A 24,781-nucleotide genomic window follows, 5' to 3' on the forward strand; every position below is an offset into this window, starting at 1 on the left:
GTGTCGCTGTACCTCGACCCGGAGGGAGCCAAGGTCTTCGCCGGGCTGACGGGCTCGGAATGGCCGGAGGCCGATGAGGACAAGCTCAAGGATCTCGAAGGGGAGTACAAGGCCGCGGCCGAAGCGTTGCGGTCGCTGCAACGCCACCTGAACGACTACGTCGCCGCCATCAACGCGGGTTTCGCGGGCGACGCGGCCGAGGAGTTCGGCCAGTACGCCAGGCAGTACATCACCAGTGACGCGAGCGGCCTGAGCACCCTGGAGAAGGTGGCGGCGGCCGCCGAGTCGTTCGGCGACTTCCTGTTCGAGACCTCTGCGCAGGTCAGGTACATGAAGGCGCAGGCGATCGGCCAGATGATCCTGATGGCGATCGAGATCGCCGCCGCGATCGCCATGGCGTTCTCCACCGGCGGCCTGTCGCTGCTGAAGGTCCCGTTCATCAAAGCGATCACCGCGGTGGCCCTGAAGTTCCTGCTGCAGCTGGTGGTCGCCACCATCATGTCGCTGGCGTTCGAGCTGGTCGCCGGGTGGTTGCTGGACCTCGCGATCCAGTCCGAGCTCATCAAGCAGGGCCTGCAGCACGGCTGGAACCAGGACCTGACCACCGGGGCGATCAAGGGCGCCGCGGTGTCCGGCTCGATCGGCGGCGTGGCCTCGATGGGCGCCGCTGCGCTGGGCAAGGTCGCGACCAAGTACCTCGGCAAGGCGCTCGCCAAGTTCAACCTCACCTCCGAGTTCAGCAAGAAGCTCCTGGACGTCGGCGACCACGCCGCCGACAGCATCACGAAGCAGTTCGGGAAAGCGGCGAGCGACATCGAGGCCACTGCCCTGTCGAAGTCGGTCACGAAGCTGGGTGGCGACCTGGCGGCGACGACGAAGAACTTCAGCACCCACTTCCTGACCGGGTTCGGCAACGGCGCGTCGCACGGAATCGGCAAGGGCGTGCTCCAGTCCCTGACCGCCAGTGCCGGGTTCCGGTTCAAGGACGCGGTTTCCACCGCGTTCGAAAAGCACCTGACGGGTGTTCTGGGCAAGGAGGGCGCCAAGAGCGCGGGGGAGGCCTTCGGCGAGGCGGTGACGAAGAACGCCGGGAAGACGGGTCAGGGCGGCTTCGAGCTCGGCTTGGCCACGGCGATGCATCCCTACCGGAAAGAGCTGGGCGAGAATGCGTTCAACGCGCTGACCAAGGGATATTCCGACGGGATCCACGGTGGATTGGGCCACGTCCGGGAGAGCGCGGCATCGCACATCGTGGGCTCGATCGCGGGCTCGCCCATCTTCGGTCTCCAGGGCTTCCTGGGCGACGGCGCGGGCAGTGCCGTCAACGGTGAGGAGTGGGACCCGAGCTGGGAGAGCTTCACCGGCGGCGCGGTCTCCGGTGCCGCCGAGATGCTCGGCGAAACGCTGGTCGCCGACAAGGTCAAGGAACAGCTGCTCCAGAACAACCTGACCCTCCCGCTGATGATGAAGAACTTCTTCGACTCCGGCGGCACGACCTTCACCGCTGCGACCGATACCGGCTTCGGCGGTTCGTCCGGGCCCGGAAGTGCGATCAGCACCGAGTCGAGCAGCTTCAGCGACAGCAGCTCGACGTTCTCCGATTCGTCCACTGTGGTCGACTACGGCGGCGCCGATTCGCTGGACACCTTGGAGGGTGCCGCGAACATCGAGACCCAGCCCCTGCTCGGCGACTACGGCGACTGGATGTCGGATGCCGGTTCGGACTACGGCGATTCCCACTTCGACGACGTGCCGGACCTGATCGACCTGGATGCGGAGCTCGATCCGGTGACCGGGGAGCCGCTGTCCGAGCGCGGCTCGAACGGCGACCACCAGGTCGCGTTCTCGCATGGCGCCGTTACGTCGCCAAGCTCGATGGCGACGAGCACCGGCCCGACGTCCACGTCGACCAGCACCGCGACGAACGCCCAGAACCCCGGTTCGCAGGGCGGTTTCTCGAACACCGGCTCCCAGAACACGAGCCCGCGCCCGACCCAGTCGAGCCCGAGCGCGCCCACCCCGCAGCAGACCGAGTCGGCCCCGGCCTCCACCGACTCCTCGACGAACCAGCCCGGCCACACCGCCACCCCGAACCTCGGCCAGGACGCGGAAACGCCGACCTCGCAGCAGTCGGAGACGCCGAGCACGAACCCGTTCCGGCACGCGGACCCTTCGAGCACCAATCCCTTCCTGCAGACGGAGACGTCGAGCACCAATCCCTTCCTGCAGCAGTCCGAGTCGCCCAGCACCAACCCGTTCTTGCAACAGTCCGAGCCGTCGATCACCAACCCCTTCTTGCGGGAGAAGGGGCCGATCGAGACGAATCCGTTCGTTCTGCAGGCGGAGACGTCGAGCACGAACCCGTTCTTGCCGCAGGCGGGCGACGACGGTGCCGGGGGTCAACACCCGGCGCAGTCCAGCACGCCCACGCCGACCGACACCGAGAAGGACGACAGCGGAGCGCCCCCGCTGGAACCCCAGCACTCCGTTCTCGACTCCGGCAACGAACCCCAGTACCGCCGGGCTCCGGACGTCGACGAGCTGACGGAGAAGCAGGTCGGCAACACCGCGACGGTGATCGACCGCGACGGCAAGTGGATCGCGCCGTACGCGGACCCGCTGAAGCCGTCGGACTGGGCGCACCTGCGGGATTCGGTGACCCACGTGACCGTGTTCCACACGGACCGCGACGTCCAGCACGACGGCAAGCCCGGCGGCAAGAAGACCTACACCCGGCACCCGCTGCCGAAGTACGGCCTCCCTCGGGACGAGAGCGGGAACTTCCCCAAGGGCGCGGACGGCAAGGCCCGGCCGGATTGGCTGGACCAGGTCGCCGCTCGTCAGGTCGAGCTCAAGCAGCGGCTGATCGGTCACCTCACCTCGCAGAAGGGCGTGGTGGGCAAGATCGCCTACGACGCGCGGCGGATCACGGTGACCGGCAAGAACGGTGCGCCGGACCGCTCCGTGATGGAGTTCGAGCACAAGATCTACCTCAAGGGCAACACCGGCCGGCAAGCCGGTGTGCGGGAGCAGACGACGAAGCTGCTGAACGAACTCGTCAACGCCCGCGGCCACCGCTTGCCCACGGGCGAGCAGTTCTACCTGAAGGTGGAATTCGTCGACGATCCCGCCAAGGCGCACAGCGAGGTCGACCTGCTCACGCAGGAGCAGGCCGACAAGCGCAAGCGGGGCACCGACCAGGGGACCTGGGTTCTGGAATCGAAGACGAAGGGCGACGTCCACTGGAAGTTCGTCCACGAGATCCTGCACTCGGTGGGTCTGGTGGACGAGTACCGGTACACGCACACCGACATCGCTCCTCCGGTGTTCAACGCCGATGGTGGCCTGTCCCGCGTCCAGAGCAACGTCGCCAACATCATGGGCGACTCGCCGACGACGAGGTCCGGCTTCCGGGTGCGGCACCTGTTCCAGATCGGCCTGCTGGCCGAGCAGCTCGGCGTCAACCACGCGCTGAGCGACCCCAGGACGCCCGACGGGCACGTCCTCACGTCGGAGGTCGAGGGCGTCGGCCACAGCTACGCCACCGAGGCGTTGGCGCACCTGCTGATCTCCGAGCTTCGATCGAGCACAGTGGACGATCGGGCGTCGAACCCGTTCGGAAGCCGGCGATCCGGCGCCACCCCGGAGTCGTCGGCGATCGGGCACGAGAACTGGGAAGCGTCGGTCGAACTCACCAAGCAGGTCGTCGAGTCGCTGGTCAGCGACCTCCACGACCGGGGCGGCGACCTGAACCTGGCCGGGGTGCGCGAACTGGTCGCCAAGCACCGGCAGCCCGATGCCGTCTGGACCGCCGCGCTGGGCTACCTCCACTCGCGGCCTGAGCTGAGCGGGCTGGTGCGGCAGGTCACCGACGTCACCACGACGACCCCGCCGGGCAAGGAGTTCCGGAAGCCGGACGCCCAGCCGAACTCCGAGCACCCGGTCGGCCTGCCCGAGCAGGCGCTGCGCTATCTGGACATCGACCACGACGCGGCGCCGACGCGGTCGCACGGCGAGATCTCCAGGCCGGCGAGGATGCTCGCGCCGACCCCGCTGCTGTCGCAGGGGCCGAACGCCACGGACCTGGAACCAGCCACGCCGAACCGTCGCGCGGCTGAGGACGAGTCGAAGCCGGGCGATGAGCTGCACAAGGCCATCAGGAAGATCGAGGAGCAGCCCGGTCTGCCGACCATCCGCGAGGAAGAGGCGCACGAGCTGGAGGCCCTCCAGCACGATTCGGAATCCGATGTCCCGGACTCCGCATCCACGTCCACCGACGAGGAGCCGCCGAAGCACCCCCAGGGCAATGTGCCCCTCAAGCTGTACCTGGACGGGAAGTTCCCGGACGTCTACCGGCTGCAGCAGATCAACGGAGTGGTCCCCGGCCCCCGGGAACAGCGCTCGGACGCGGACCCCAGGCCGGTGTCCCGCGAGCAGGCCGTGGAAGATTTCGCCGGCCACGTCATCGGTTTGATCCCGCAGCTGCAGGGCGATGCCATGGCGGCGCCGCGGGGCAGGCTGAAGGAAGACCTGGCCGCCATCGCCCTCCACGCCGGCGAATTCGGGGCCCTGAAGCTGCTCGCGCAGGGCATGACCTTCGTGCTCCCCACCGGCCGGACGACCCCCGGCCACCGCCTGCTGGACCTGAACCTCGACGTGCGGCCCGAGTCCATCCTGGAGACCACCGGGAAGGGCAAGACCGAGCAGAAGAACGTCGTCGAGCGGTCGGAGCGGACGGAGTCGAGCAGGGAGACCGGCGTCAAGACGCAGGTCTCGGTCAGCATCGGCGCGGTCCCCGCCATGGTCTCGGGCTTCCTGAGCGTGGCGCCCCAGGTCACGTGGATCAACGAGACCTTCAAGAGGATCGGTCAACGGCTCAACCAGTCGTTCGTGAAGACCGTGAAGCTGTCCTCGGCGAACAAGGCGTTCGAGGCCGGGTTCGATCTGGTCTGGGCGTTCGACGGCCACAGCCCGGCTCCGGGCGACAAGGCGGACTTCGGGAAGGTCGACTTCCTCGCCCCGGCCGACGATCTCCGCGACGGCTTGGCAGCGGCGAAGATCAAGGCGGAGATCGAGGCGGCGCGGGGCGACCTCGACCCCGCCGGTTCGGAGACCGTGCAGCCGGTGGGCCGGGAACCGGCTTACCTCACCCAGAAGGCGGCGAACCTCATCGCGGCGGTGGGGGACTCCCACCTCGGCCGCGGTTTCCAGCACAAGCTGGTGGACGCGCTGCCGGAGTTCGTCAAGCAGAACAGCGCGCTGCTCAAGCTGATCAACACCACCGCCAATTCGTCGCTGATGAAGGACGGGTCGGTCGAAGCGCTCCTGCACGGTCTGGAGGTCAAGCACGCGAGCGTCAGGGCAGATCAGCTGCCGCCCCGGTTCGCGATCAATCCCGACCTCCGGCCCGACTCCGTGGCGTGGCACGCGCGGAGCGAGCTGGTCGATTTCACGATCACCGGCAAGACCAGGGCCCAGATCGGGGTCGACCACCGGCTGTCGGTCGAGCGCATGGCCGAGTACGTCTTCGGCGACGCCGCCGAGGCCGGGCTCAGGTTCCGGTGGCTGCGCGATCTCGCCTCGCTCTTCGGCGGCAGCAGGGGCCCGGCGCAGCTGGGCCTCGACGGGCAGATCACCTTCGGCAAGTCCGGCAAGTTCACCGCCACCGACAAGAAACCGGCGGCGAGCAAGCAGAAGTCGTCGCACGCGGCCGATCTCGTCGAGATCCGGCTCGAACTGAACAACCACACCAGCCTCGCGACGCACGAGCACGGCAACACCTCCGACGCGAAGAAGCTCCTCGGCGCCGAGCTGAAGTCCGTCGGCCAGGAGCGGGGCGCGTCCTACGTCTACGTCACCGAGGAGAACCTCCCGGCCCTGGTGGCCGAGCTCGACGAGATCCTCGGTCGCGGCACCGAACCGGTCCCGGAACAAACACCGCCGAAGCCGTCGCGGGAACGTGCGGACCAGCTGCGCACCGTCCTGGACAACGGCGGGCTGGTCTCCGACCTCACCCACATCAAGGGCGTGGAGGACATCCACGACGAGGTCCGGCGGACGATCCTCGCCGCGCTGGAACAGGACGGCAGGAAGCTGACGGCGGTCGAGGTGCAGGCGATCGACCTGCAGCTCAGCGAGCTCTCCCCGAGCCGGCTCGTCGAGGAGTTCGGCGACTACGCCCACGGCACCGATCGTTCGCAGTCGCGCCCCCACCAGGTGACGATCGACGCCGGCGACCGGAAGTTCGTGGTCGACGTCGGCGCCCTGCTCGGCGACGTGGTCTCCGAGCAGAAGGTCGACGAGGCGGTCATCACCGGCACCCGCTCGGCCGGGGCCAGCCAGCGCGTCCGCATGAAGCACGGCTTCGGCTGGGCCGCGGCCCTGAACCTGCTCGGCCGGGTGCGGATGGGCCGGGACGGATTCGCGAAGAACATCTACCTGGGCGCCGCGGTCGGCGGGAAGTACCGGCAGGAGACCAGCGCGCACAGCGGCAACCTGCGAGCCGCCGGTCACGAGGACAAGGTCAACCAGACCGGCAAGGCCCTCCGCATCGAGCGGGCGGTCAGGTTCACCGCCGACATCCGCGAGGAGAAGCACCGGGACTGGGGCGAGCGCTGGTCCAAGTACCACGCGAAGCGACCGAGCAGCCTGGCCGAGCTGTTCCGGCCGGTGAAGCACGGCGACCTCGGCAAGTTGACCGCCGACGGCGCCGCCGGCTACCTGGTGCCCGAGAACCTGGTCGAGCTCTCCGGGAAGCTCGACCCCGGTGCGCGCGAGCCGCTGCTGCAGGAAGCACTGCGCGACCTGCAGAGCCGTGAAGGACTGCTCGACGAGCAGAATCCCGGGCACCGGCTGGGCAAGCAGATCCCGCCAGGTGCCGGGCTCGTCTACTACATGCGCGACACCCTGGCCATCTTCAACGGCGAGTACGTCAAGCTGCACGAGGAGTCCAACGAGAAGAAGACGTCGAACCCGTTCGACGTCCTCTCGAAGGACGTGGCCCAGCTCTCGCGCAAGGAGTACGAAACCCTGGTCCAGGGGATGTTCCTGGGACCGCAGCGGATCAGCGACGGGCCGCAGGGCGCGCCGATCAAGCGCGAGGGCATCTTCAGCTCCGACCTGCGGGCCCACATCGTCGAGCACGTCGGGATCATCCCGAAGGGATCCTGGAAGCCGGCGACCACCGGCCAGATCGCCGTGCACCACGGCAAGAGCAGCGGCATGTCCCTCGGCGGCACCTTGATGGCCCAACTCGGCATCGCCGAGCTCAGCTTCGAGCACGGCTACCAGGCCGAGGGCACCGAGCGCGACACCTCGGCCGCCGTCAACAAGCTGACCGCGGCGGCGCTGAAGGGCGACGTCCACCTCTACGTGGTGGACGTGCTGATGCACAACCGCCTCGACGACTCGCTGCACATGTTCGGCAAGCCCAACACCGAGCTGGCCGGCCTGCGCCGGGGCGTGCGGCAAGGACTGCTGCCCCGCTGGGCGATCATGGCGGTTCCGGAGGACTTCCGGCAGGCGCACGGGCTGCCGCTGCCCGATGATTTCGAGACGACGCCGCTCACCTTCGAGGACCCGGCCCCCGAGCCGGCCCTCAACGACCTCGGTGACGGGCTGGGCAAGGACGTCAAGGCCATCAGGTTCACCCCCGAGGGCGGCGTGGACGTGTCCGCCGGTGCTCGGGGCATCGATCCGCTGCTGCAGCGCAAGGGCGATGACCTGGCCGACTGGGCCTACCGGGTGGTCGCGAAGGCGAATCCGGGCCTCGTGCTGGGCTGGGACCCGGAGTCGGGCACTCCGCCGCCGGCGACGAGCGCGGTCCAGAAGCTCGATGCGCTGCGCGACCTGGGGACGGTTCGGCAGATCCTCGACGGCGGCTGGTCCGTGACCATCCCGGACGGCAGGACCCACTACGTCCTGAAGCTCAACGCCAAGCCGGTCGGCGATCCCGTCCAGGTGGTCCACGCGACACCGCCGGTGGGCGGGTCTTCGGAGATCTCCGGCAACACCACCATCGGCGAAGAGCAGGTGAACCGGTCGTTGAAGACGACCGCGACCGCGTTCGTCGGCCCGCCGGCCCCGTTCGGCACCCAGGGGACCATGCGTCCGGGCGCGACGTTCGGCGTGGACAAGACCGAGGGCACCGAGGTCTCCGTCGCGGAGCAGATCACCGAGCAGCGGCGCTCGCGCCCCGGCGAGGCGGCGCAGTTCCGCCAGGACGTCGAGCTGACCGCCGAGATCTTCGAGGTCAAGCTCCCGATGACGTTGGCGGCCGTGGCCGTCAAGGCGACGCCCACTTCGCAGGAGGTCGACTTCGCCGCGGAGCCGAAGTCGTCGCCGGCGAAGGCCAAGGCCCGGGCCGGGGCCGTCGCGGAGCAGATCAGGACCATCCTGGACGATGCCGCCGGATCCGCCGCGCAGAAGGTCAAGGCCGACGTCGTCGTCGAGAAGATCGCGTCCGCCCTGGCCAAGGCGGGCGGCAGTGCGAAGTCCCTGGTGGACCACGCGAAGTCCATCGTGGACACCTCCTCGTCGCCGACGAAGCAGGCCGACGCGCTCGACGAGGCGGTCAAGGCCGTGCTGGACAAGCTCGTCGTGCCGGTGGAGCAGAGCGAGTCCGCTGAGAACGGCCGACCCGCCCCGGAGAAGATCAAGCTCGTTCTCGGCGACGCCCCGCCCACCTTCCGCGGGCAGGCCCTCCTCGAACTGCCGGACGCCTTGGTGGGCAGCCACTCCGCGGGGAAGAGTCCGACGAAGCAGGGCCTGCTGGTGGACATCGTCGACGAGGGCCAGCTGCTGCGGGAACTGCCCCCGGACGTGCTCCGCGCGGGGTCGTTCGAGCTGGCCAAGATCCTGCCCGGTGACGTGGTCGACAAGCTCGTGGACGTCATCGTCGAGACGTCCGTCCATGTCGACGGGCAGGATGTCAATTCCGGGCTGCAGGATTCCGGCGCCGCGCTGCGGGACTGGCTCGCCAAGGGCACGCCTGACCACCGGAACCTGGAGGCCTTGCTGTCGCCGGCGATGGTGGCGCGCCCCAAGGAGAGGCCGGACGGCCCCACGGCCGAGCCCTTCCTGGCCGACGACGGCTACCGCTTCGAGTTCACCGTGCCCGGCCCGCTCAACCAGGAAATCTCGGTGCGGACGAAGGTCCGGCTGTTCGCCCCGGAGTTCCTGCTGGCCTGGGACGTGCCGGCCTGGCAGCAGAAGCACGTCGAGGAGATCACCGAAGACGTCACGAACAGCTCGGACACCGGGTACCAGACGGCCGCCGCGGCGCCGGTCGCGTCGCAGCCCATCATGGCCACGGTCGGCGGCGGTACGACCTCGCGGAACACCGGGAGGGGCGGCGCGCAGCACCTCACCAAGGTCGAGGGCAACGAGCGCAGCAAGGATCTGGCGGACACGCGCCGCAACCGCTACACCTCGCACGTCGAATTCGACTTCGAGGTCACGATCAAGCAGAACCTCAACGACACCAAGGCGTACCGGGCCGGGGTGCAGTACTACAACGCGGCCCAGTTCGACCTCCACCCGAAGAAGGCCGAGGCGATCGACCCGCAGGCCGGGAGCCGCAGGACCAAGGCCGAACTGGCGGCGGAGAAGGCCGGGCGGGAAGCCGCGCTCCAGGCAGAGCTGGACCTGCTGGGCTCGATCGACGTCTCGTCCACGCCGGAGAAGCCGACCGAGGAATCCCCGCAGTCGGCGGCCGCGGCGCATTGGCAGCAGGCGATCGAGCAGTTCGAGAACCTGCTCCGGGAACAGCACGGGCAGACGCACCCGCAGGTCGTCGCGGACCTCGCCGAGCTCCTGAGCCTGGCCTCCCGGCCGTTGAGCGAATCGCAGCAGCAGCGCTTCGCCGACCTCACCGACCAGCTCCGGCAGCCCGCGGCCGGGAACGAATCCCGGGGCTTGAGCCCCGAGCTGGTAGACCTCGCCGACCGCGTCCGGAACCACCTGACCAGCGAGCCGCCGCAGCAGCAGTCCGAGCACGGCTCTGCCGATGTCATCCAGCAGTTCACCGAACTACTGCTGAGCCTGGACTTCGGTGATCGATCGGTCGAGGTCCAGCACGTCATCAATGCGCTCTCCGCGCCGGAGACCCTGGAGAGCGCGACGGAAGGGCAACGCCGTGCGCAGCGTTTCGAGCAACTCGTCCACCAGCTCTACCTGCCGACGAATGCGCCCGCGCCGAGGCAGACCGCCGGCACGCAGGTGCCGTCCGAGTTGCGCGGGTACCAGGCCGAGTTGCGCGGCTACACGCCGATCAGCGTGCCCGGGGACGGCAACTGCCTCTTCGAGGCGATCAGGGTCAGCAGCGGCGGGCGCATCAGCATGCCGGTCGCGGAGATGCGCGAGCTCGTGGCCCAGCGCCTTCGCGAGACCTGGTCCCAGCAAATCGCGGACTACACCCGGCTCTCCCGCGAAGAGGCGGTCAGATCGGTCCTCGCGGACGGGTACTACGGCCCCGGGCTCGGCGATCTCATCCCGCAGTTGGTGTCCGAAACCCAGGACCTGAACATCTGGGTGGTCGACCCCGCGCGGAACGCGATCCATTCGGTTCAGGGCGTCACCACTCCCGACTCGGGGTCCATCGTCCTGGTGCGCACCGGGGACGAGGGCTCCGCGCACTACTACGGGACGTTGACCGAACCGGACACCCGCGCACAGCTGCGTTCGGACGAGGACGACCAACTGCTCGGGCTCCTCGACGAGGTCAAGGACCTACTGGTGAACGGGCCGGAGTCGGCGACCACGTCGCAGCCGGGTTCTTCGCGGCCGGGCGAGGGGACTCGGGGGCAGGAACTCGACGAGTTCGCGAGCCTTCTTCGTGCGGAGCACCAGGAATCGCACCCGGATGTCGTCGGGAACATCCTCGCGCTGCTGGATTCGGCCGAACGTCCGGCCAGTGCGGAAGAACTGGGGCGCTTCGGCGAGCTCGTCGAGCAGCTCGACCGGCCACCGCAGACCGGAACCGCTCGCGGCCCGCAGGACCTGAGCCCGGAGCTGACGCAGCTCGTCGAGCAGGTCGGCGATCACCTGCGGGACGAGTCCGCGCAGGAGGACCAGGCGTCCGGGGACGACCTGAGCGGGACGAAGCCGAGCGAGTCGGGCTCGAACGAGTCCAATTTGGACGATTCCGGCTCGGGCCAGACCGGCTCGGGTGTTGCGAACACCAGCGAGACGGGTTCGGGTGTCGTCGACCTGAACGATGGCGGGGCCTATCCGATCGGGCTGGTGACCGACGACGGGGCCACCCATCCGATGGAGCAGCTGCTGAAGGTCGGCGACCTCGTCGTCGGCAGCCAGCAGCCCCACTCGGCGGACGGCGACGGGCTCTCGGCGCGGGATCTGCTCATCAAGACGGTCCTCGACTCGGTCACCGGGCACGACCTAGGCGTGCACGAGGCGAACAACGAGCTCGGCCAGGCGTTGAGCCGATCCGACCGCACCAATCTGGAGGTGTACCTGCGCCAGCAGGCCGGCGCCTTCGGCGAGAACGGCCTGCTCCGGATGCTCCGCGCCGGACTCCCGGTGCGGCTCGGCGTGAACCGCCACATCATGTTGCAGCTGACGCGAACCGGCCCGGTGACCCGGCCGACGGCCGCGGGCGGCGACGCGGCAGGTGGCCCGAAGCAGGGTTCCCAGTTCGAAAGCGGGCCGGGCAGCGGCAGCACCGCAACGGTGTCGCACAAGTCGAAGATCAACCTGCTCGCCGGCTGGATCGGGACGGTCGCGGACAAGTCCGGCCTGGTCTACGTGCTCCCGTTCCTGGAGCAGGGCCGGGACTCGTCCATCAACACCGGCCGGGCCACCTCGTCGAGCACGCTGTACAAGACCGAGTTCGTGCGCGCGGTCGCCGACCAGTTCGAGGTCGGCTTCGAAATGCACGCCAGCATCACGGAGAACGGCGTGAAGCTGGCCGAGATGACCCAGCAGCTGCCGGAGAGGTTCACCCTCGGCTACCCGGAGGAGGCCCTGGGCACCAAGGTCGCGGGCGGCGAATACCACCGCCTGGCCCCGGGACGCCGGCCGGTGCGGATGCCGGCATCGACGCAGAACGACATCGAGCACGTCATCACCTGGGTCGGGACCGCGAAGGCCCAGGAAGCGGTGCTGCAGGAGCTGTCGAAGTACGACGGTCTCGACCTGATGACCGAGAACTTCATGCGGACCCTCTCGCCGGACGGCCGGTCGGACGGCTACGTCCGGGGCGTGACCAAGAAGACCACGGTGACCTGGGACCAGGCGGTTCCGCGGGACAAGTCCGCGCCGGTGTCGGAGAAGCTGCCGGACGCGATCGACAAGGGGGCCCGGTGGATCCGCAACCACACCGCCACGGCCGCCCACAACTACGCGGCGACGTTCACCTCCGACCCGAGGATGACGGGCTTCGGGCCGTTGATGGAGGTCGACGTGACCGGCGGGACCACCCGCCGCCGCGGTGAGATCAGGATCAGCGCGAGCAATTCCACGTCCGCCTCCGCGATCGGTCTCGACGTGCGCTACCTGCACACCGTGGCCAACTTCGACGGCTTGGACGTCCAGACCGGTGGCCAGGCGTCACTGAAGATCGGGGCCGGCCACGGCACGTCGTTGTTCGGCAAGTTCAAGAACTTCCTGAAGCAGAAGGACCACGCCCCGGCGAGGCACGTCCTGTACCGGGTGGATTTCGCGGAGCACTTCGACCTGACGATCAGCCGGGACGGCAAGGCGCTGGGCGAGAAGGTGGCCGGGGCCGGAGAAACCGCGGCTTTCGTGCTGATTCCGAAGGAGAAGGTCGCGGCGTTCGAGGAGAAGATGCTGGCCGCGCTGGCCACCCTGCCGCACGAGACGTCGCTGCCCGCTTCCGGTGCCGAGCCGACCGAGCAGCAGAAGGCTGGGCTTCTCGAGCAAGACCAGACCGAACTGGCCAACGAGGTCCAGGACTACGCCGCGGTCGCCAAGAACAGCACGCTGAGCGACCTCACCCGCTTCGACGGCGCCGAGGGCATCGGCGAGGAAGTCCGGGCCATCGCCGCCGGCCTGATCCTGCAGGACTACCGCGACGGGAAGCTGACCCCGCAGCGGCGCGACGAGCTGCTGGACCAGCTGGACGACGCCGTCACGGACTTCGACCCGGTGAAGCTCGTCGACAACCTGAACAAGATCGGCACCACCTCGGTCGCCACCGAGGTCCGCTTCCGGGGCCGCACCTACGAGGTGTACCTGTCCGATCAGTCGGTCGACTCGGCGGTCGAGACCTTCCTGGAACAGCTCGGCAGGGAGCCCGACCTCGCGTTCGATGAAAACGCGGCGTACGTCGCGGATCCGGCGTCCGACGACGCGGTGCAGCATCTCCGCGAGAAGCTCGGCAAGCGGCCGCGCGTCAAGCTCACCGACGAGGAAGCCGCGGGCATCCGGCAACAGCTGGAGGAGAACTTCCAGATCCGCGCGGAGAACGGCCGCAACGCCTTCGACGCCGTCGACGTCCTGGTCGAGATCGGCGGGGAGAAGCTCCGCGCGAACAGCCGGTATTCCGCGGCGGAGGCGTTGAGCGAGCTCGACTACCGCGTTTCCAAGCGGATCATCGAGCTCTCCGATGCCGACCGCGCCAGGATCCGCCAGGAGCTGGCGGCGGCCCGGGACGGCGCGGCGAAGCCGGAGAACGAGTTCGCGATCCGCCGCTACCGGATCGACACCGAGGTGGAGGCCGGCGGCCGGAAGTTGCCGGTGCGCAGCGACAAGCCGGTGGACGAGGCGCTCCAGGACTTCGAGAAGAAGCTGGCCAAGGGCGTCCGGCTCACCGCGGCGGAGCGGCAGAAGATCCTCTCGCAGCTGCAGGAGGACGAGCAGCGCCGAAAGGCGGGCAAGAAGCACGCCTACACGGTCGAGTTCAGCATCGGCGACTACCGCTTCGACGTGGCGGTCACCGGCACGCCGAAGGGCGTGCGGACCGCCAAGCACCTCGACCACGCCGAGCTCTCCGGCAACCGGGGCACGGAGATCGCCCTGGGCAACAAGCTCAAGGACACGATCTACGGCAGCCTCTCGCTGAAGATCCGGAACCGGTTCAAGACCTTCACGGCAGGCCCGCTCAAGGCCACGTGGTTCAACGGCAACGTCGCCGCACAGCTCTCCGCCTCGCGGACCACGACCTCCGGTTCGAGCACCACCGCCACCGACGAGGTCAAGGTCAGCTACAAGGGCCCGGCGATCGAGATCCGGCGGGAATTCGACTTCGACGTCGCGGTGCAGGTGACCCGCGGAGGAAAGCCGCACGAGCTGCGCAACCACACCGTCCACGCCCTGGCGGACTACCGGGTGCCGGACTTCATGGGGAAGAACGCGGCGGAGTTCCGGCCCGGTCCCACCGTGCGCGTGCCCGAAGGCATCAGCATCGAGTCCTTCGCCCCGGACCTCGGCTCGGCGGTGCCGGTCGAGAACATGGTGGTCCTGACCCACGGCGGGGATGCGCACTTCGAGCGGGTCAGCGACAACTCGCCCGGCATGCAGCGGGACGCGGCCGAGAAGACCAAGGCGTGGTGGACGCCGTACCTGCTCAAGCTCCCGTGGACCAGCCGGCCGAAGTTCCACGTCGCGCCCGATCCGGACCTGGTCGGCAACGCGTCGATGGCGAGCCACCTCCGCCCCCAGGTGATCGCCATGGGCACCCGGCGAGGCCACCTGCAGGACCGCGTGCACCAGGAGAACCTGCGCACCACGTTCCACCGGCCGAGGATCGTCGACTACGTCGATCCCCGGAACCTCTCGATCTCCGCCATCTCGAAGCTGGGCCGGAGCGTGTCCTACGGCGAGTCGACGGATCTCGACCGCGGCGGCAGCCTGCAGATCGGCGCGCTGGGGCTCGACGTGGAGGGGGCGCTGAGCTGGCAGTCCAGCGGCGGTTCGAGCGAGGCCATCGCGGGGAGCAGCAAGGTCACCTTCCAGACCGGCAAGGACGTCAAGTACGTGCTGGTCAAGCTCGACAAGCTGGACCAGCACCGGGCCGAGGCCCAGCAGTACCGCTGGGGCAGGCCGTCGCACTGGAAGGCCTTCAACCCCTACAAGATCGGCGGCGGCGCGGAGACCCGGCGCTACCTGGAGCGCGACGGGGCCCTCGCAGTGATGACCGAGGAGGCGGCCAACGCGGTGATCGAGAAGGCCGAGGCGGCGGTCACGACGAAACGTCCGGTGCCCGCGCTGGACGACGTCGGCAACTCCGTGGACGCCAGCGTCGGCCTGTTCGAGATGTCGGCCGGTGATGTGCCGCTTTCCCAGTGGGCGCTGGACATCTTCGCCGAGCACCGCAAGAAGCTGGTGCCGGATGCGTGGCAGGAGGGCAAGCACTGGGTCGCGCTGAACTCGAACACGGTGCAGGAGCTGTCGGCCCTCGACATGCGCGCGACGCAGCTCGAAATCCTCAAGGGCGGGGTGTCGATCTTCCAGGAGTACAAGGACTGGAAGGGGCACACGCACTACGTCGAGCTGCGCTTCGAGGCGAAGCTCCCCGACAGCTGGGACAAGAACGCCACGGTCACGGAGCTGAAGGACGGGCGCAGCTTCTTCGAGCACCAGGCCGTCTACGGCAACGAATCCCAGTACGCATCGGGCAAGAGCCTCGGCGCCGGGGTCCTCTTCAACCCGCTGATCACCACGAACCACACCGCGGCCAGTCCGGCCGGCCCCGCGGCCTCGCTGTCGATCGGCTTCCCGAACCGGTCGGTCGAGGTGGCGACCGGCGACTCCTACCAGCACGGCGACCGGAGCGAGAACCGGGGACAGAACGTCCGCGTCGGCGTCGACCTGGTCTTCGAGGCGAAGCTGTTCTCCTACACCGAACACGCGGCGCTGCTCAACACCGTGACCAACGCCGGCATTTCGAGCACCTACCGCAACCCCGAGCACCGGTCCATCCCGCTGGGCGAGAACGCCACCAAGACGGGCTTCGCCACGCTCCAGATGCCCAAGCCCCTGCTGGACATCGAGTCGAGCACCACCCAGCCGCTGCTGACCGGTCGCCGGCTCGACGGCGAGCGGGACGTCACCGGCCAGCTGCACAAGGCGAAGACGGCGTTGGTGACCAACCAGCGGCTCGGCGACGTGCTCGAGTTCGTGGAGAAGGTGATCTCGCGCGCGCCGAAGTCCGGCCTGGGCTACGACAGCCAGGCGAAGCGGGCCTTCGGGCCCGCCAGCCCGCGCCGGATGCAGCTGCGGAACTGGCTGTCCTACCAGCTGATGAGCACGAACGCGAAGGCGTTGCTCAACGATGGCCGCGACCTGAAGGGAGCCCTCGACGGCATCCGCAAGGCGGGGAAGGCGCTCGGCGGCATCGGGAACGTCGAGACGGCCCTGCGGGACATCCGGTCGGCCGACACGAACAAGCAGGCCGTCCAGGACGTCGAGGCGGTTGTGCAGGGCATCCGCGACGGTGTGGTGGGGCTGGGAGACGGCCGGAGCCTCGCGCAGGTCATCGAGCACGCGCTCACGGCCGAGCAGAGCATCAAGGACGCCGAGAACGCGCTGCGGAGCTACCGGGGAGCAAAGAGCCTGACGACGGGCATCCGGGGCGCCGCGCAGGCGCTGCGGGGTATGCGGGATGCCGAGACTCCGCTGCAGAACATCCAGGATGCCGCAGCCGTTGTGCAGAGCATCCACAACGCGGCGGAGGGGCTGCGGAACGTCCAGGACGTCGCGGGGCGGGACGAATTCGCGCAGGCCGTCCAGGGCGTCGAGGCGGCCGTGCGGAACATCCGCGAGGCAGCGGAGCGGCTGGGACGCGATGGGGGCGCCGAGGCTTTCGCGCAGTCCGTCCAGGACGCTGGAACGGCCCTGCAGCACGTCCTGGACACCGGGTGGAGCATCCAGGACATCCAGGACGCCGAATCTCATGCGCAGGTCGAGAAGGCGCTGCAGGACATCCAGAACGCCGAGGCGACCCTGCGCGACATCCAGAAAACCGTTGACAGGGCACGACAGGCCATCCGGGACGCCGAGCAGGCGTTGGAGGACATCAAGAGCGCCGAGCACGCGCTGCGCACCAGCCGCGAGGTCAAGGGCCTGACGAGGGGCATCCGGAACGCCGGGGACGCCCTGGCGGGCATCGCGAACCTCGAAGAGACCGTGGGGGGCCACCTGCGGGCCGCGGAGATCGTCGGCAAGGTCCGCGGCGTCCAAGCGGTCGTTCGAGGATTGCTGGACGGCGAGCGGACGAACGTCCGGGACGTGACGACGTTCGAGCTCGAGATCGACGAGGCCAAGGCGCAGCTGAAGCTCGCCGGCGGTCTGGCGGCGGCCATGGGGCGTGGCCACCGGCACAGGATGCGGCTCGGGGAGAAGACCTTCGCCACCGACGTCGACACCCAGGTGAACCAGCGGGTCTTCAACCCCAGGTACAAGGGCGTCGAGATCCGGACGGCCCGCAACGAGCGGTTCCACGGTCAGATCACGTCGCAGGCCGAGTCCGACGTGAAGTCCCGGCTCGCCTGGCAGGCCCCGGGCGCGGGCGCGGCGACCGCGCCGGATCCCGCCTTCTTCTACGCGGATGCGTCGCTGGCCGGGAAGGAGGGGGCCAGCACGGACGAGACGAACGCGAACGAGCTGCAGGGCCGCACCGAGTTCGGCCCGCAGGACCGCCTGGTGTTCGACCTGGACGTCGAGTACACCGTCACCGCCAAGTCGAAGCTGCGCGCCCACGACCCGCGGGCGTTCCAGGACTCCGCCTACCGGCGGGGTGGCATGACGGTGACGATCACCAGGCAGGAAGCCGAAGACCTGGGCTGGTGGAAGCCCGGGGACGTGCCGGTGCACGACGACGACGTGCACGACCTCGACCTGCTGCGCCCGCTGCTGTCGGTGCCCGATCGCCGCATCGCGCTCGCCGAGTACGGGCTGGTGCTGGCGGACCTCGAAGTCTTCAGCGAACAGGGCTTCCAGCAGCTGCGCCACGAGGAACTGGTCGCGTTCCAGGACTACCTGACCGAGCACCACCTCTCCGCGCGCGGCGCGCGGCGGTTCGGCGGCCTCGGGCAGCTGGGGCAGGACGGGCTGGACTTCCGGCAGAAGCTCGCCATCCTGAAGGACCCGGAGCGCTACGGGATGCGTGCGCTCGTCGCGAGCTGGCGGCTGGGTCTGCCCCCGGGGACCGCTTCCGCGAAGGACCTGCTGCGGATGGAGCGGTTCACCCGCGACGACCGGCTGAGCGGGCCTGACGTCGAGGACTTCGACGGCCTGAATTACCAGCACGTTCCCGAGAACACGGGCGAGGACCAGGACGACGTCGCCGACCTGAGGCGGGCGCCGCAGGAGGAGCAGCCCGATGAGCCGGAGCTTCCGCCGACCTTCGTCGAGGTGCGCGAGCAGGTTTCGAAGGAGCTCGGGCTTCCCGCCGAGGAACTGGAGAAGCTGGCCGCGAACCCGGTCCTGCGGGCCCGCGTGGAACGCTTCATCGACACCGATTTCGACCCGGTCGAGGAGTGGGCCGAGATCTGGACCGAACAGCTCCGGGTCGCCCACCAGGACCAGCCGGGCCAGCTGACCAAGCCACCGTTCGGCGACGAGACGGACCAGCTGCTGGACGAGGAGGACGTCGAGCACGGGTTCGTGCTGACCGAACCGGGCCGGGTCGTCTACCGGTGGCTGGACGAGGACGACCTGCGGTACATCGACCCCGATGACGTTTCGTGGGAGTCGCCGCTGACCCATGGCTTCACCGCCGTGGACCCGACGGCAGGCAGTTCGCTGCTGAACCACGTCAAATCGTTCGGCGGCAAGCAGTTCGTGGCGACGACGACCAATCCGGACTACGCGTACAAGAACCGCAGGTACCGCTACAAGGTGCGTGCCTCGCAGCCCGGCATCGACGTCGTGAAGACGTTCGGCGCACGGGAAATTCCGGTCCACGTCTTCAAGGCCGAACGCGAGGTCGCCTTCATCGAGAAGATCCCGCCCGGCGACATCGAGGAGGTCGTCGAGTACACCTGGGGGGAAATCGGCAGCCCTCCCGTGACGCAGGTCCTCTGGTCGCGACCCCCGGAGGGCGACCCGTCGCACGTCGGGGCCGACGAGACGCTCATGTCGCAGAGCGGCGCTGAAACGCCGACGGCTCCGCCGGTCAAGCGTTCGCACAGCGATGCAGAGCTCTCGGACGAGGAGAGCGGGAACCTGCGGCGGGCGCCGGGCTCGGAAGAGTCGGATCCGTTGCCCGGACAGGACTTCGCGGCTGTGAGCCTCATCGACAACGGTGCCGCCCCGGTCGAGACGTGGGCCCACGAGCTGGACGCCGCGATGAGCGACCACGGCCTCGACGAGCCCGAGACCTCGGCTGGCGCCCGGGCCCGTGCTCCGGAGAACCAGCACGACATCGGGGCCGACCTCGACCATCGGCAGACGGACGTCAAGCGGCCGGTGGAGTGGCGCTTCGACGAAGTGCGCAGGGAACTGACGCGTCGTTTCCGGATCAGGTCGGACGAATCGACGCTGCTGGTGGAGCGGGCCGAGCGCCCGGGCGTGCAGGAGGCCGTGAACGAGCGGATCCGGGCGGGCGCCGATCCGGTGGAAGCCTGGGCCGCCGAACTCGGCGTCGAGCACCCGACCGGCGCCGCTTCCGGGCAAGGGCATCAAGAAGACTCCGCCCACGAAGAGCCGGACCTGCTCGTGCACGTTCGCGAGGACGGCACGGTCGGGCCGCTTCCCGCTGATGTCAGAGATCTGCTCCTGGACCTCAAGATGCGGCCGGCGGATCTCGCGTCCTTCCGCGGACGGGTCGACCGGCTCGGCAAGGCGGACCTGGAGAGTTTCGCCAAGTACCTGGAGGACCACGGCCTGACGGTCGGCGGGGCGCGGGCCGGCGAGCGCTTCGGCCGCCTGGGTCACGTGGGGCGGGGCGGGGCCGACCTGGGCGAAACCCTGGGGCGCTCGCGCGGCAACCGCATGCGGTCGCTGATCGCGAGTTGGTGGCTCGGTGCCGAGCCGGGCGAATTCGGGTCGATGGTGCTCGACCGCATGACGCGGTACGCGGTCCAGGAGAACCTGACCGCGGACGAGCGCAGGAACCTGCGGGCCCTCGTCGCAGATCCCGGGACGAGGACCCAACTCCAGGGAACCGTCTGGTCCAGGGCGGGCGAGTGGCACGTGTGGCCGACCACCGTGTTGGCGATCCGGGGACAGCACGGCTTCGGCGATCTGCCCGGCCTGCGGTTGCCCTGGCTCGGGGAGTTCCTCGGGCGGCGGCCGGAAGCCGTCGCCGTCAACACCGTCGCGAGCTGGATGGTCACCACCGGCCTCGCGCTGAGCGACCTGAACTCCTTCCGCGGGCTCCCGGCGGTCGGCATCGGCGAGATGGCCAGCTTCAGCGAGTACCTGGAAACCCATCCGCCCACGTGGTCGCACGGGCGGAGCGATCGGTTGGATTCCTGGTGGAAGGAACTGACCAGGAAGGGGGCGCAGCAGCGCGACTGGGGGCGGGAGACCTTCCCGCAGCTCCGGGAGGAGTCGTGGTTCCGCGACCAGGACATCGCGAGACTGCACGACCTGGTCGTGGTGCACGGCCTGGACGCCGAGGCGCTGGGGCGGTTGGCCCGTGCTCTCGGCCGCGTGCCCGATGAACTCCCGACGGTCGCCCGCAACGAGCTGTTCGATGTTCACGGGCTGCTGCGGGCCGCTGCCGAGTTCGGCGTGGAGCCGCTGCACCTGGCGACCTACCTGCGCAGCGAGATCGATGTCCAGCCGACGGACCACAGCGCCGGCGCGGCGCTGATCGAAGCGGAATTCGCCGAGATCCGCAGCCGGCTGACCGAGCACGGCCTGACCAGCCCGGCGGCGTGGGCGAGCTACCACCTCAACCGGTGGGGCGACGTCGGTGCCTGCCGGATTCTGGTGACGGCCGAGGATCTCGGGGTTCCCGCGCGGTACCTGGACGCGTACGTGCGGTCCGACGGGACCGTCCGCAGCCTGATGATGAACGCCGACCGGTGGAATCGGCAGGGCAGCGTCGAGGCGCTGCTGGAGGAGCGCGGTCACCTCGGCAAGACCGACTCGGCGCGCGAAGCCCGAGAGCTCGTCCTGCGGAACTACCGGCCGGAGATGCCCGCCGATCTGCTGCCGCCGGCCTTCGAAGAGCTTCCGGGCTACGACGAGAACGTCTCCTCCGGTCAGGACGAGTCGGCGGACCTGGTGGAGCCGGTCTTGGATCCCGGCGTGGTTCCCCGGGGCGATTCGGGCTCCAGCACGGTCGTCACCGCCCCGGTGACCGGCGCCGAAGACGCGGGCCTCGACCTGCTCGACCCCGCCGACGGCGGGGCCGAGTTGGCCGCGGCCCGCGCGAAGCTGCTCGCCGACTTCGGGCTCCGGCCGGCAGACCTGGAGATCTTCCGCGACCGGCTGAGGCTGCTCGGCCGGGAGGAGCGGCTGGGCCGGAGCGATCTGGAATCGTTCCGGTCGTACCTGGGCGAGCACGGCCTGACCGTGGCCGGGGCGCGTGCCGGTGAGCGCTTGGGCCGCTGGGGGCACCTGCTGCGCGGCGGGCCGGGCTTGTTCGACGGGCTCGAAATCCTCCTTCGCCCCCGGGGCCACCGACTGCGGTCGCTGATCGCGAGCTGGCTGCTGAACACGCCCGAGGTACCGGTCGCGCCGGGCCGGTTCCGGTCGGTCCACCTGGAGCAGATGCTGCGGGACGGTTTCGACGTCAGCCGGCTGGTCAACCGGGATGCGCCGCGCAGCCTCGGCGGGGGCAACTGGATCACACCCACGCCGTCCGGGCAGCAGGACTCGCCGGTCCAGAACGCCCCGAAGAACACGGTTGCGAACGAGAACACCACCGGGGAGGAGCAGGGCGCCGGCAGTGCGAACCAGGACCTGGTCGGCGCCATGGAAGCGGCCCTGAATCCCGTCGCCACATCGTCTGCAGTGGACGAAAACGCGACTTCGGGGGTCGACGGCGGCGATCAAGACGCGTCGGTGTCGCAGGAGCCGAAGCCCGTTCCAGGGGCGAGCGCGCCCGGCGGGCAGTACCAGCCGCAGCTGGCCGAGGTCGAGACCGGCACCGACTTCTCGGCGCTGCCCGACTACGGCACCGACGGCCCCAAGATCCGGTTGTTGCGGGAGTACGGTCTCGACGCCGAGCACCAGTCCTGGTTCACCGGCCTCGCGACCCTGGACGGCGCCGCGCTGGCGCGGTTCACCGAGTACCTCGCCGACGCCGGCCGCACACCCCAGGACCTCGCCTCCGCCGGGACGGACTCGACGCGCGAGCTCGTCGCGCGCTGGCTGCTGGGCCTCGGCCCCGATGCCGAGATCTCCTCGCAGCAGGCGATCGGTTTCGCAGCGCTGGCCCACTCGCTGGAGCTCGATGCCGAAGACCGGCTGTCCCTGGGCCGCTACGCGACTTCCCGCGACCACGCGGACGTCGCGCAGGCGGTGTCGGCCGTCTCGGAGCAGCTCGGCGCGTCGCAGCAGGCCGTGCTGCAGGTCGCCACCCGCGCCGGCGTCCACCCGAGCCTGCTGGTGACGGCGCGGATCGGCTCGATCCTGTCGCCGGGGACCGGCGCGGGCGACGAGCGGTCGCCGCGTCTGCGCCTGGCCGACGCGGTGGACGGGACGCTCATCGCGAAGGGCCTGCACAGCAGCCTGCACGGCCAGCTGGCGGCGCCGTGGTTCCGCGCCGAAGACGCGCTGCAGGTGATGCGCGCGGTCGGGGTCGCCCCGGATTCCCGGGAGATGCGCCACCTCCTGCGCTGGTTCAACGATCTCGGCCGCATCCCGACCGGCCTGGCCGAGGCCGCGGCGACCGCGCAGATGGCACCGGCCGCGCTCGCGAGGGCGGCCCAGGACCTGATGATCGGCCCGCACGAGGCCCTGCTCGTCGTGCCTGCGCTGCGGCAGGGGCAGAACATCCAGCAGATCACCCTGGGACTGTTCAACGCCGGGCTGCCGAGGTACGCGATCGAACCGGGCGAGTTCGAAGGGCAGTTCCGGCAGTTCGCCTCGATGCTGGAACGCCACAGCATCGAGTTCGTGGACTACCCGGCCTTCGCGGCCTTCGCCGGTGAGCGCGGCGCGCAGGGCACCCTGTTCGCGCTGGCCGACGACCGGCTGGCCGACCTGGTGCGGCAGTGGCGGCAGGATGCCTCGCCCGACCAGGCGACGGGAACCGGCCAGTCCGCCGAACAGTCCAATGAGGACAGCCGAGTCGGCGAGCCGGAGCAGCCCTGGGCGAGCGCGTTCCCGGCCTACTCGGAGAACGACCCGCAGCACGGCGCGCTGCCGCCCTACTCGACCGAGCACGACACCGGGTCCGACGACCCGTCGCCGTACTCGACCGAGCACGTGACGTCCGAGAACGGAACTCCGGAGGCACTCGCGGCGAGAGACACCGCCGCGCAGGAGCTGGGACTGATCAGCCCCGAACTCCTGCGGCCGTTCTTCCCGGCGCTGGACGCGCTGGCCGGAGACGCCGACCGGGTCGCGACGTTCGCGGCCCAGCTCCGGGACATCGCGGCGCTCCTGGGCCAGACCTCCGAGGTGGACCGGAACTGGCTGTTCAACATGGTCGACCACATCGCCCAAGGCGAAGCGGGCGGCGCACGCCGCGACCCGCTGTCGGTGCTCAACACCATGTGGTTCATCCAGGGCGCGGGCATCAACGGGTTCGCCGACTTCCGGTCCCAGCCGCTCGGCGACGGCCTGCTGGCCTGGGACGAACTCGTCGCCGTCCACGGCTGGCAGCCGTTCGACGGCCAGGCCCACGCGCTCCTGGACCAGATGACCGGCCAGCAGTACGACTCGACGCGGGAGACCCTCGGCAACGACGCGTTCATGCGGCTGGCGCAGCTCGCGGCAGACCTCGGGCTCCCGGCGGGAGACCCGGTGCTGCGGTCGTACTCGGCGCGGCTGCTCCACCGGGTGCCCACCGAACTGCCAGACATCGCGGCGCGAAACGGCATCCCGCCGCAGGAGGCCGGATTCCTGCTCGGGGTCGCCCGCGCGCTCGGGGTGCAGCCCGCAGTGCTCGACGCGTTCGGCGCCGAACTGCGCGAAATGCACAGCCTGGCGGGCCACGAAAACCCCGCCACGGCGGCGGACGTCCTGCTGACCCGCGACGCGGACTGGCTGCGGGGCTTCGCCGCCAGGCTGCGCGACCAGGGCGTCGAGCTGCCCGGCCTGGACGGCGTCGGCCGGTCGGGCACCCCGCGCGGCTGGGGTTCCACCCTGCGGAACGGCCTGGCCGCGGTGATCAACGCGGCCCGCTATGGCGTCCGGCCCCAGGAGCTGGCCGACTTCGGTCGGTACCTGGAGGCGCGCGGTCGTTCCCTCGACGGCGCCGACCCGCGTCACATCGAGGCGTGGCGGGCCCGCCAGCTGAACGTGACCCCCGACCGGCTCACGCTGGTCCAGCGGACCGTCCCGGGCTTCGACGCCGGTCGCCTGGTCGACCTCGCGGACCGGCACGGGCTCGGGCCGGAATCCCGCCGACTGCTGCTGGAATGCCAGGTGGCGAACCGGATTCCGCTGTCCGAGCTGGCCGCCGGGCTCCAGGGGCGGGAGGACATCCCCGAAACCCTGCGCGCCTGGTACGAAAGCGGCCTGGACGACCTCGGCGAGCTCCGCGCGAAGGCGGTCGAGGCGGACGCGAACCCCTACGAGCTGCTGACCCTGGCCGACCACCTCAGGCTGGGCGGAGACGCGCTGCCCGAGCTGCTGGACCTGCACGTCTTCGCCGGCCCGCTGCTGTCCGAGCTCCACTCGCAGCCCAAGCCGGCGGCGACCGAGCAGCTGGCGCGGCTCCAGCAGTGGATGCAGG

Annotated in this window: 1 protein-coding gene (only partly in view); it reads left to right on the forward strand. The window is 69.7% G+C overall.

What is annotated here, in order from left to right; genetic code table 11:
* Positions 1 to 24,781, forward strand: partial view of a scabin-related ADP-ribosyltransferase gene (locus ACWEV3_RS08550; RefSeq protein ID WP_452613266.1) — the 5' portion only. It continues 7,997 nt past the right edge of the window; the window shows 24,781 of its 32,778 coding nt (coding positions 1–24,781); its start codon is at positions 1 to 3; its stop codon lies beyond the right edge, outside the window.

The organism is Saccharopolyspora sp. NPDC003752 (assembly GCF_053605825.1).